The organism is Paucibacter sp. Y2R2-4 (assembly GCF_025717535.1).
Lineage (GTDB): Bacteria > Pseudomonadota > Gammaproteobacteria > Burkholderiales > Burkholderiaceae_C > Paucibacter_A.
The window spans coordinates 80464-92102 of record NZ_JAJIRO010000001.1; the positions used below are offsets into that span (position 1 = coordinate 80464).

At 62.9% G+C, this 11639-nt stretch carries 9 protein-coding genes; 3 read left to right on the top strand and 6 right to left on the bottom strand.

The genetic code is table 11. The features are described from left to right. Positions 1–15 precede the first annotated feature (15 nt). From LNV06_RS00340 to queF, 5 genes are all read right to left on the bottom strand, one after another. The gene (locus tag LNV06_RS00340) at positions 16–1173 is read right to left on the bottom strand and encodes a PilT/PilU family type 4a pilus ATPase (protein ID WP_263536258.1); all 1158 of its coding nucleotides are present in this window, start codon (positions 1171–1173) and stop codon (positions 16–18) included. A gap of 59 nt (positions 1174–1232) precedes the next feature. Beyond that, positions 1233–2054: a 2,3,4,5-tetrahydropyridine-2,6-dicarboxylate N-succinyltransferase gene (gene dapD / locus LNV06_RS00345; protein WP_263536259.1), complete on the bottom strand. Its 822-nt coding sequence runs from the start codon at positions 2052–2054 to the stop codon at positions 1233–1235. A 78-nt stretch (positions 2055–2132) separates the two neighbouring features. Further along, on the bottom strand, positions 2133–3374 hold the full coding sequence (gene dapC, locus LNV06_RS00350; RefSeq protein WP_263536260.1) for a succinyldiaminopimelate transaminase: 1242 nt from the start codon (positions 3372–3374) through the stop codon (positions 2133–2135). Between the two features lie 77 nt (positions 3375–3451). Further along, positions 3452–3877, bottom strand: coding sequence for an SET domain-containing protein (locus LNV06_RS00355; protein WP_263536261.1), 426 nt, complete (start codon positions 3875–3877; stop codon positions 3452–3454). A 33-nt stretch (positions 3878–3910) separates the two neighbouring features. Further along, positions 3911–4342: a preQ(1) synthase gene (gene queF, locus LNV06_RS00360; RefSeq protein ID WP_263537471.1), complete on the bottom strand. Its 432-nt coding sequence runs from the start codon at positions 4340–4342 to the stop codon at positions 3911–3913. A 500-nt stretch (positions 4343–4842) separates the two neighbouring features. Between queF and smc the strand changes: the two genes are divergently transcribed. From smc to paeA, 3 genes are read left to right on the top strand one after another with little or no spacing between them, the layout of a single operon-like run. Beyond that, complete coding sequence (gene smc / locus LNV06_RS00365; protein WP_263536262.1) at positions 4843–8355, top strand: chromosome segregation protein SMC; 3513 nt, start codon at positions 4843–4845, stop codon at positions 8353–8355. 4 nt (positions 8356–8359) lie between these two features. Next, positions 8360–9418 (top strand): cell division protein ZipA C-terminal FtsZ-binding domain-containing protein, encoded by a 1059-nt coding sequence (locus LNV06_RS00370; RefSeq protein ID WP_263536263.1) that lies wholly within the window; start codon positions 8360–8362, stop codon positions 9416–9418. A gap of 37 nt (positions 9419–9455) precedes the next feature. Continuing rightward, the gene (gene paeA, locus LNV06_RS00375) at positions 9456–10772 is read left to right on the top strand and encodes a polyamine export protein PaeA (protein WP_263536264.1); all 1317 of its coding nucleotides are present in this window, start codon (positions 9456–9458) and stop codon (positions 10770–10772) included. A gap of 35 nt (positions 10773–10807) precedes the next feature. Here paeA and LNV06_RS00380 read toward each other — a convergent pair whose 3' ends face one another. Continuing rightward, a complete protein-coding gene (locus LNV06_RS00380) occupies positions 10808–11584 on the bottom strand; it encodes an SDR family NAD(P)-dependent oxidoreductase (protein WP_263536265.1) in 777 nt (258 codons plus the stop codon). Positions 11585–11639: the final 55 nt, after the last annotated feature.

Sequence of the window (11639 nt, forward strand, 5' to 3'; positions counted from 1 at the left end):
CTTGTGCTGCTGCGTTCAGTCGTGACGGACGTCAAGCGTGATTTCGGTGAAGCTGGCCTCGTCGCTGGCCTTTTCTTGCACATGGGACACCGGCTTGGTGCCACCGGGTGCCTCGTTTTGCAGGCGCCAGAGCAGATTGGTCGGTGAGTCGGCGAAGGCCAGGCCTTCTTCGCGGGTGATGGTGCCCTCGGTGATCAGCTTGGCGAAATGCTCTTCATAACTCTGCGAGCCCTCGGCAATCGATTTCTCCATCGCTTCTTTGACGCCGGCAAAGTCGCCTTGCTCGATCAGCTCAGAAATCAGCTTGGAGTTGATCAAGATCTCGATCACCGGAATGCGTCCACCGGCGGCGGCACGCACCAGGCGCTGCGAGACGATGGACTTCAGGCCCGCCGCCAAGTCGTTCAACAGCGCTGGCCGCGACTCCGGCGTGTAGAAGGACAGAATCCGGTTCAGTGCATGGTAGGAGTTATTGCCGTGTAGCGTGGCCAGCACCAGGTGGCCAGAAAGGGCATAGGAAATCGCTGCCGTCATCGTTTCGCGGTCGCGGATTTCGCCGATCAAAATGCAGTCCGGCGCCTGCCGCAGGGCGTTCTTCAGCGCAATCTGCAGGCTGGCGGTGTCGCGGCCGACTTCGCGCTGGTTGATGACCGAGCGCTTGTTGGTGAACAGGTACTCCAGCGGGTCCTCGATGGTGAGGATGTGGCCGGTCATGGTCTGGTTGCGCTGCTCCAGCATGGAGGCCAGCGTGGTGCTCTTGCCGGTGCCGGTCGCGCCCACCATCAGGATCAGGCCGCGCTTTTCTTGCACCAACTTGCCCAGCACCGGGGGGAGGTTCAGGCTCTCCAGGCTGGGGATGTTGTGCGGGATGTGGCGGAACACGCCGGCAATGCTGCCGCGCTGGCGAAAGCCCGAGAGGCGAAAACTCCCCACCTTACTGACCGACACGGCGAGATTCAGCTCGCCGCTTTGGTCCAGCTCGGCCATCTGGGCGGGCTCCACCACCTCGGCGATCAACTGGCGGGGTTGCAGCGGCGTCAACACCTGGTCGGACAACTGCACGATCTGGCCATTCAACCGGATCAGCACCGGCATATTGGCCGACAGGTAAACGTCGGACGCCCCCTTGTCCGCCATCAGGCGCAGGATGCGCTCCATGTTTCCGCTGCTCATTGCGCGCCTCCCGCTGCCTTGTTGATCGCTCTTGTTGTCGCCGCTGCTGCGTGCCGAAATTAGGCGCGCAGAAGGTCGTTGATGCTGGTCTTGGCGCGGGTGCCGGCGTCGACCTTCTTGACGATGATGGCGGCGTAGAGGCTGTACTTGCCCTCATTCTTGGGCAGGCTACCGCTGATCACCACCGAGCCAGCGGGCACACGGCCGTAGCTGACGGTGTCGGTTTCGCGGTCATAGATCGGGGTGCTCTGGCCGATGTACACGCCCATGGAGATGACCGAGTTCTCTTCCACGATCACGCCTTCCACCACTTCCGAGCGGGCGCCGATGAAGCAGTTGTCCTCGATGATGGTGGGGTTGGCTTGCAGGGGCTCCAGCACGCCGCCGATGCCCACGCCGCCGCTCAGGTGCACGTTCTTGCCGATCTGAGCGCAGCTGCCGACGGTGGCCCAGGTGTCCACCATGGTGCCTTCATCAACATAAGCGCCGATGTTCACGTAAGAGGGCATCAAGATCACGTTTTTGGCCAAGAAGCTGCCACGGCGGGCCACGGCGGGCGGCACCACGCGCACGCCCATGGCGCGGATCGCGTCTTCACTTAGGCCGCCGAACTTGGTGGGCACCTTGTCGAAGAAGGTGGTGTCGCCGGCGCCCATCAGGCGGTTGTCGTTCAGGCGGAAGGACAGCAGCACGGCCTTCTTCAGCCACTGGTGCACCGTCCACTGGCCCACGCCCTGGCGCTCGGCCACGCGCAGGCGGCCCGCGTCCAGCTCAGCCATCACATGCTCAACGGCTTCGCGCACTTCGGGCGAGTTGCTGGTGGTGATGTTGGCGCGACCTTCCCAGGCCAGTTCGATGGTGGATTGCAGATTTTGTGTCATGAGCTATTGAGCGCAAAAAGGAATGAACAGGGGCAGAGGAGAACGGGCGAGAGCGGGCGAGTACGGGCTTGGGGTCAATCAAACAGCCACGGCCGGCGCTGGGTAAGCGCGGCAGTAGTCGGCAATCCGCTGTGCGGCTTCCAGGCATTCGCCCACTTCCGCCACCAGCGCCAGACGGATACGCCCAGCGCCGGGATTGACACCATGCGCTTCACGCGCCAGCAGGCTGCCTGGTAATACCGCGACATTGTATTGAGCCAGCAAGCCCTGAGCGAAGGCAATGTCGCACCCGCCATTCATATGGGCGGGCACGGCGGCCCAAAGGTAAAAGCCGGCATCCGGCAGGGCCACTTCCATATGCTGAGCCAGTAGCGGCGTGACCTGGGCGAACTTGGCGCGGTATTGCTCGCGATTCGCCACCACATGGGCCTCATCGCCCCAGGCGGCGATGCTGGCCGCTTGCACCATCGGGTTCATGGCGCTGCCGTGATACGTGCGGTAGAGCAAGAACTTCTTGATGAGGGCGGCGTCTCCGGCCACAAAGCCGCTGCGCAAGCCCGGCACATTGGAGCGCTTGGACAGGCTGGTGAAGGCAATCAGATTGCGGAAGTCCGCGCGGCCCAAATGCGCTGCAGCTTGCAGGCCGCTCAGCGGCGCTTCCTCGCGGAAATAGATCTCCGAATAGCACTCGTCCGAGGCGATCACAAAGCCATAGCGATCGCTCAACTCAAACAGTGTTTTCCACTCTTGCAGCGGCATCACCGCGCCCGTTGGGTTGCCGGGGGAGCAGACGTAGAGCAGCTGGGTCTTGGCCCAAGTGTCGGCGTCGATCTGGCTCCAGTCGGCGGCGAAGTTCTTGGTGGGGTCGCTGTTGGCAAAAGCCGTTTGCGCGCCGGCCAGCAAGGCTGCGCCTTCGTAGATTTGGTAGAAGGGATTCGGGCAGACCACGGTGGCGCCCGGGCGGCTGGCGTCGATGACGGTCTGCGCCAGAGCGAACAAGGCCTCGCGGGAGCCGTTCACCGGCAGCACCTGGCTGGCGGGGTCTAGCGCCAAGCCGTAGCGGCGCTGCAGCCATTGGCAGATGGCTTCGCGCAAGCGCGGCTCGCCGGCGGTGGCCGGGTAGACCGAGAGCGTCTTCACGCTGGCGATCAGCGCGTCTTCGATCAGCTGCGGCGCCGGGTGCTTGGGCTCACCGATGCCCAGGCTGATGGCGCGCAAGGCTGGATTGGGCTGGATGCCCGCATTCAACGCACGCAGGCGCTCGAAGGGGTAGGGATGCAGCTTGTCCAGCAAGGGGTTGTGCGGGGCGGGAGGCGTCATGTACGTTCTTTCGGTCTCTTCTTCATGGCTTGGGCGCTTGATTGCCGAGGCCAATCATGGCGCGGCGGCCGCGCCGCTCAAAGCCAGCCAGCGCAGCCGGGCTTGCCGCAACGGCAGGCCAGCCGTCCTTCGTGGTGAGTCGCGCCATAAGCCACCGTGATCTCTTCGCCCACTTGCAAATCGCGCAAGGCAAAGAACTCGATGGCACCGGCCTCCACCGCAATGCGGGCGTTTGGCGCGCAAGAATGGTTGGTGAAGCGCATCGGGTCGTCGGAGCGGGTGGCGTCAATCGCGCGGCTGGCCGAGATTTCAACCAGCATGATGCGCTGGCGACCCTCGGCGCGCCGCCTAGCCTCGGCCACGCTGATGGCTTCGCCGGTTAGCTCTCCCAGCTTGGTGCCCTGCGGCACGCTCTCGTCCGCAAACACGCCGAAGCCGTCAATGCGGCTGCGCCGCACGCGAACAGCGCTCAGCTGATGGCTGCTACTGGTGGGAAAAGCCAAGGTCCAAGCTCTTGCTGTGCCGATTGGGCTTGATCAAGCCAGCAGGCCCGATTGGAAGCCATGTTCGGGCAAGTCCACCCGGGGCAGCGGCTGCCAGCCCTTTTTGCGATGCTCCACCACCACATTGGTGTAGATGCCGCCGCGCACATACCACTTGGCAGTGATGCGGATGAAGCGCGGATTCGTCACCTTGACGATGTCTTCCAAGATGGTGTTGGTGACCTTCTCGTGGAAAGCGCCTTCGTTGCGGTAGCTCCAGAAGTACATCTTCAGGCTCTTCAGCTCGACGCAGTACTTGTCCGCAATCATGTCGATGGTGAAGTGCGCAAAGTCGGGCTGGCCGGTCAGCGGGCAGTGGCAGGTGAACTCCGGCACCTGAAACTGAATCACATAGTCCCGCTCGGGCGCCGGGTTAGGGAAGGCATGCAATTCCTTGCTGGGGCGCGAGGGCGGATTTGGCGGCATTTCGCGCTGCTTGGGCGCCATCTCCATGCTGACTTGGCTCTCCAGCACAGGGGCAGCCGCCTTGCGGGGCTTGACTGCGCTCGAAGCGGCCTTGCCTGCCGTGCCGGCCTTGGGGGCCAGCTTCAACACTTTTCGCGTCTTGGCCTCGAGTTCAAGGTCTTGCCTGGCCTTGTTGGTAGTCTTGTTGGCGGGCTTGGCAGAAGGCTTGGCGGAAGGCTTGGCGCTAGGCTTTGGCGCTTGCTTGGCTTCTTTGACGGTCGGGTTGTTCTTGGCCATGAATTCAGTGCGGCGCGACATGGGGCCGACAAGCAGCCCGCTGATGCTCACGCTCATGAGTAGAAGGGGGAGGGCCCAATGGTATCATCCAGCCCAGACAAAGCGCCCGCCTGTGGCGCTTTTGTATAAATAAATCAACGGCTTAGCAACGATTGCTGGAGCCCCCGGGAGGCCTATGGCGGCATGCGGGGCTTGGGCGATCGGGCTCACCTCATCTCGCACCCATGCGTCTGAATTCGATCAAGCTCTCGGGCTTCAAGTCCTTTGCCGATCCGACGGTGTTTCAGCTGCCCGGGCAGCTGGTGGGCGTGGTGGGGCCCAACGGTTGCGGCAAGTCCAACATCATGGACGCGGTGCGCTGGGTGCTGGGCGAGAGCAAGGCGTCTGAGTTGCGTGGCGAGTCCATGCAGGACGTCATCTTCAATGGCTCCGGCAACCGCAAGCCCGCCAGCCGCTCCAGCGTTGAGCTGGTGTTCTCCAATGAAGACGGTCGCGCCGGCGGGCAATGGAATCAGTTCGCCGAAATCGCGGTGAAGCGCGTGCTGACGCGCGACGGCACCTCCAGCTATTTCATCAACAACCAGCCGGTGCGCCGCCGCGATGTGCAGGACGTGTTCTTGGGCACAGGCCTGGGGCCGCGTGCTTACGCCATCATCGGCCAGGGCACCATCAGCCGCATCATCGAATCCAAGCCGGAAGAGATGCGCATGTTTTTGGAAGAAGCTGCGGGCGTCTCCAAGTACAAAGAGCGTCGTCGCGAGACCGAGAATCGGCTGAAAGACACCCGCGAAAACCTGACCCGCGTGGACGACATCCTGCGCGAGCTGAACACCAATCTCGACAAGCTGGAAAAGCAAGCCGAGGTGGCCGCCAGCTACCGCAGCTTGCAAGACGCCGGCACTTTGAAGCTGCACCAGCTTTGGTTCCTCAAGCATCGCGATGCCACCTCCGAGCAAGGCCGCGTCAAGACCGAGCACCTGGAAGCCGTGAACGCACTGGAATCGCGAATGGCTGAGTTGCGCCAGGTCGAGGCCGAGCTGGAGACGGTGCGTCAAGCCCATTACGCAGCCGGCGACGAGTTGCACGCCTCGCAAGGCCGTTTCGCCGAGGCACAGCTGGAAGTCAGCCGCCTGGAAGAGCGCATTCGCTATGTGGTCGAAGGCCGCCAGCGGGTTGAGGCCCGCCTCTTGGATCTGAAGTCGCAAAGCCAGCAATGGGAAGAGCGTTCGCTGCAAGCCCAGGCGGAGCTGGAGACGATTGCCGAGCAAATCGCGGCGGCCGAAGAGCAAAGCGAAATCCTCGCCGCCCAAGCCGAAGAGCAGGGCGCCAATCTGCCCAATGCCGAAGACGCGGTGCGTGCGGCGCAAAACCGTGCCAATGAGCAGCGCGCTGCAGTGGTGCAGGTGCAGCAGCAGATCCAGGTGCTGGCCGCTGAGAGCCGCAGCGTCGACGAGCAGTCACGCCAGCTGCGCACCCGCCGCGAGCGTTTGGCGGCCGAACGCCAAGGCCTGGCCGCCCCCGAGCAAGAACGCCTGGCCGAATTGAAGCGCCAGAGCGACGCTGCCACCGAGGCGCAAGAAATGGCCGACGCGCGCCTGCATGAGCTGTCCGAGCAAGTGCCGGTTTATGAAGACGCACGTCGCAACACGCAGCAAGACGCCAATCAGCAAATGGCCAAGCAGTCAGCCTTGTCGGCGCGCCTGGAAGCGCTGAGAGCTTTGCAGGAAAAAGTGCAGACCGAAGGCAAGTTGTTGCCATGGCTGGCCAAGCATGGCCTGGACGGTCTGCAAGGGCTGTGGACCCGGCTGCACATCCAGTCCGGCTGGGAAAACGCCTTGGAGGCCGCCTTGCGTGAACGCATGAGCGCCTTGCAGGTGGGGCGTTTGGAAACGGTGCGCGCTTTCGAGCAAGATGCGCCGCCGGCGCGACTGGCTTTTTATTCCCCCCCATCGGCGGCGATTGCTAATACGCATGAAACGCTGCCAAGGCTCAGTGATTTGCTGCGTTTGGATGACGCCGGCTTGAAGGCCTTGTTGAATGATTGGCTGGAGGGCGTCTACACCGCCGCGTCCATGGACGAAGCGCTGGCGAGCCGCTCGCGCCTGACCCATGGCGAGCTGATCATGACGCCCCAGGGCCATGCGGTCAGCCAGTTTGCGGTGAGCTTTTACGCACCAGACACCGAGCAGGCCGGCATGTTGGCTCGGGCCCAGGAGATCGAAAACCTGGTCTTGGAGCTGCGCGCGCAAGCCGTGATCACCGACGACGCCAAGACTGCGCTGGTACGCGCCGAGGCGGCTTACTCCGAGGCCTCGCAACGCTTGCAGAATCTGCGCCGCGAAGCCGCTGAAACGCAGACTCGGGCCCATCAGCTGCAGGTCGAATTGCTGCGCCTCACTCAGCAAGCCGAGGCCGCCAGCAGCCGCCGTTCGCAGCTGGAAGAGGAGCTGTTCGAGATCGACGCGCAGTCCGAAGAGTTGCAAGAGCGCCGCGTCACCGGTGAAGCGCGCTTTGAGGAGTTGGACATCCAGCTGGCCACCACGCAGGAGCGCCACGCCGAATTGGAAGACGCCACGCTGCTGGCCGAGCGCCGTTTGGGCGAAGCACGCGAACAGTTGCGCGCTTTGGAACGCCGCGCTCAAGAAGCGCAGTACAGCGCACGCGCGCTGGCCTCACGCCGTGGCGAGTTGCAGCGCGCCATCGAAACCGCGCAATCGCAGATGCAGACCAATAGCCAGTCCACCGAGAGCCTGCAGCGAGAGATGGAAACGCTCAATGACGCCGCCGCGCAAGCCGGCTTGCAGGACGCGCTGGCCTTGAAGATGGAGCGCGAGCAGGCTTTGGCCGCTGTGCGCAGCGGCTATGACGACCTGACCCTGCGCCTGCGCAAGGCCGATGAGCAGCGCCTGACCTTTGAGCGCAGCCTGGACCCGCTGCGCGATCGCATCACCAAGCTGCAGCTGGAAGAACAAGCCGCGCAGCTGGGCGGCGCACAGTACATGGAGCAGCTGGTGGCTGCCGCGGTGGATCTGGAAGCGCTGGCCCAAGGCATTGAAGCCGACCAGGTCAAGCTTTACGGCTTGCAAGGCGAGATCGACCGCATCAACCGCGAAATCGCGGCGCTGGGCGCCGTCAATCTGGCCGCGCTGGACGAGTTGACCGCCGCACGTGAACGCAAGACTTTCTTGGATTCGCAGTGCACCGACCTGATGTCGGCCATGAAGACGCTGGAAGACGCGATTCACAAGATCGACCTGGAAACTCGCGACCTGCTGGGCGCGACCTTCGATCAAGTCAATATGCACTTCGGGCGTATGTTCCCTGTGCTCTTCGGCGGCGGGCAGGCCAAGCTGGTGATGACCGGCGACGAAATTCTGGATGCCGGTGTGCAGGTGATGGCCCAGCCGCCGGGCAAGAAAAACAGCACCATCCATCTGCTTTCGGGCGGAGAGAAGGCGCTGACCGCGATCGCCTTGGTGTTCGCGATCTTTCAACTCAACCCCGCCCCGTTCTGTTTGTTGGACGAGGTGGACGCGCCGCTGGATGACGCCAATACCGAGCGTTATGCCAAGCTGGTGGCCGAGATGAGCAGCGGAACCCAGTTCCTCTTCATCTCACACAACAAGATTGCAATGGAAATGGCTGAACAACTGATTGGTGTGACCATGCAGGAGCAGGGTGTCTCCCGCATCGTGGCGGTGGATATGGACAAGGCCTTGGCCATGGCGGAGGCTTGACGCAATGACTTTGACTGAAATGCTTGCCGTCTCGGGTGGCGTTGTGTTGGTCGGTGTGGTGGCGCATGGCGCCTGGACCGCCCGCAAGGCAGGGCCGCGCCGCGCCGAGGTGCAGTTGGAACCGATGATGGACGGCGGCGGCACCCGCGTCGAGCCCGGCATGGACGATCTACAGCCCAGCGTTGAGTCGCCGAGCTTGGACGAAACGGTGCCGGTGGTCGCACGTGCACCGCGCAAGCCCTCGGCCCGCATCGACGCCTTGATCGACGCCATTGCCACCATCACCCTGGACACCCCCATCAGCGGCGAAATGGCGCTCTCGCATTTGCCCGGCAGCCGCCGCGCCGGTACGAAGCCCTTTCACATTGAAGGTTTGAATGCCGAAACCGGCGATTGGGAACTGCCCACACCGGGGCAGCGCTACGGCGAGTTTCAGGCCGGCGTGCAGATGGCCAATCGCAATGGCGCGATGAATGAAATCGAGTACTCGGAGTTCGTGCAAAAAGTGCAGGGCTTTGCCGATGGCATCGGCGCTTTTGTGCAGTTCCCCGACATGCTGGACGTGGTGGGCCGCGCTCGCGAGTTGGATCACTTTGCCGGCGATCATGATGCGCAGCTGGCGATTGTTTTGCGTGCCAAGACGGCCGCTTGGACGCTGGGTTATGTGCAGCAGATGGCCTTGCGCCATGGCTTTGTGCCCGGCGCCATGCCCGGCCGCTTGGTGATGGCCTCGGCAGACGAAGGCGCGCCGCCGATTCTGTGCCTGAATTTTGAGCCGCAAGCAGCCTTGGCTGAGAATCCCCAACAGTCTTCGCTGCGGGAAATCTCGCTGTCGCTGGACGTGCCGCAAACGCCCGAGGCCTTGGAGCCCTTTGCCTCTTGGCAAGAAGCGGCGCGCGGACTGGCCCGCGATATCGAGGCCGATATCTGTGATGACCGCGGGCAGATCCTCAATTTGCACGCCTTTGCCGCGATCGGCCAGGAGTTGACCACGCTGTATCGCGCGCTGGCCTCGCGTGATTTGGCGGCGGGCAGCTTGGCTGCGCGGCGTTTGTTCAGTTAAGTTTGGAGCTAAGCTCGCCTTAGTCAGGAGTTGCCGCTTGCTTACCAGTCTGTTGTTGATTGCCGCCTTGATCGCCAGCAGTGCTTTCTTCTCGATTGCCGAGATTTCGCTGGCCGGTTCGCGTCGTCTGAAGCTGCGACAGCTGGCCGATGAGGGCGACTCGCGCGCCGAGCGCGTCTTGCGAGTGCAAGAGCAGCCCGGCCATTACTTCACCGTGGTGCAGATCGGCGTCAATACCGTGGCTATCTTGGGCGGTATCGTCGGTGAAGGCGCTTTGACGCCGCACTACCAAGCCGCCTTGCAATTGCTGATGGCGCCGGAGCAGGCCGAGACCTTGGCCTTCGCCTTGTCCTTTGCCAGCATTACTGCCTTGTTCATCGTGTTGGCCGACTTGGTGCCCAAGCGTTTGTCCATGAGCGAGCCTGAGCGCATGGCCATGGCGGTCATCGGACCCATGCTGGGTCTGGTCACCTTGCTCAAGCCCTTGACCTGGGCTTTCAGCTCCCTGACCGATGTCTTGATTCGCTTGATGGGTCGCCCAGTGGCGCGCGACAACAGCATCACCCATCTTGACATCTTGGCCCTGGCCGAAGCCGGCAACGAGGCCGGTGTGGTGGCCGATGCCGAGCAGCAGATGATTGAGAACGTGTTCGAGCTGGACACGCGGCGGGTGGAGAGCGCGATGACCACGCGCGAGCGCATCGCTTACTTCTCGCTCACCGATGATGACGCCATCATCCGCACCCGCATTGCCGAGCAGCCGTTTTCGACCTATTTGGTCTGCGAAGGCGAAATCGATCAAGTGGTTGGTTATGTCGACGCCACCGCACTGTTTCAGCGCGTCTTGCGTGGCGAGCCCATCGAGCTGAGCGCCGAGGGCTTGGTCAAGAAAGTGCTGATCGTTCCGGACCGTTTGACGCTGTCCGAAGTGCTGTCGCAGTTCCGTGAAAAGCTGGAAGACTTTGCCGTCATCGTCAATGAGTACAGCCTGGTGGTCGGCATCATCACCCTGAACGATGTGATGAGCACGGTGATGGGCAATCTGGTGGCGTCCTATGACGAAGAGCAGCAAATCGTGCGCCGCGAGGACGGCTCCTTCCTGGCCGACGGCATCACGCCGATTCCTGATGTGCAGCGCGCCTTGGAGTTTGAAACCTGGCCGCATGCCGGCCAGTACGACACTTTGGCCGGCTTCTTGATGGTGATGCTGCGCCGCATTCCCAAACGCACCGATCAGGTGGTCTGGGAGGGTTGGCGCTTTGAGGTGGTGGATGTGGACAGCCACCGTGTTGACCAGGTGATGATTGCGCGGGTGGCTGCAGCCACGCCGGCTGAGCCCAAAGACGGGAGCTGAACTGGCATGAAGCCGCCTGATGCGGCGGCGCTCATTCAGACAAACATGCCGCCCGAGGCTTCGATGCGCTGTGCATTGATCCAGCCGCTACCGGGGCCCAGCAAGGCGGCAATGGCGCCGCCGATGTCTTCCGGCTGGCCGACTCGGCCGAGTGCGGTTTGCGCGGCGATGAATCCATTCACCTGCGCGTTGTCGCGTACCGTTCCGCCGCCGAAGTCGGTGGCAATGGCGCCCGGTGCGAGCGTGTTGACGGCAATGCCTCTTGGCCCCAATTCCTTGGCCATATAGCGGCTCAGCACTTCAACCGCCCCTTTCATTGCGGCATAAGCGGCGTAGCCGGGCAGGGCGAAGCGGGTCAAGCCGCTGGAGATGTTGACGATGCGGCCGCCGTCGTTCATCAGCGGCAAGAGCTTTTGCGTCAGAAAGAACACGCCTTTCAGATGCACTTGAAATAGGGCGTCGAACTGTGCTTCGCTGGTTTCCATCAGGCTTTGGTGCACACCTTCGCCGGCGTTGTTAACCAAGTGGTCAAAGCGTTCGCGCTGCCAGGTGTCGGCCAGGGTTTGTCGCACCGAAGCGGCAAAGGCTTCGAAATCGGCGCTGCGCCCCACGTCGAGCGGCAGAGCCACGGCCCGGCGGCCGAGCGCCTGGATTTCAGCCACGGTGGCTTCGGCGGCCGCGCGCTGGCTGCGGTAGCTGAGGATGATGTCGCTGCCCTGCGCGGCCAGACGAAGTGCGGTGCTCTTTCCGAGGCCGCGGCTGCCGCCGGTGATGAGGGCGATGGGCGAGATTGGGTGCGTGTTGTTTGTCATTGGCTTGGGCTCCGCTTGAGTTGCAGTGTTGGGGTGGCTGAACTTTATTGATTGC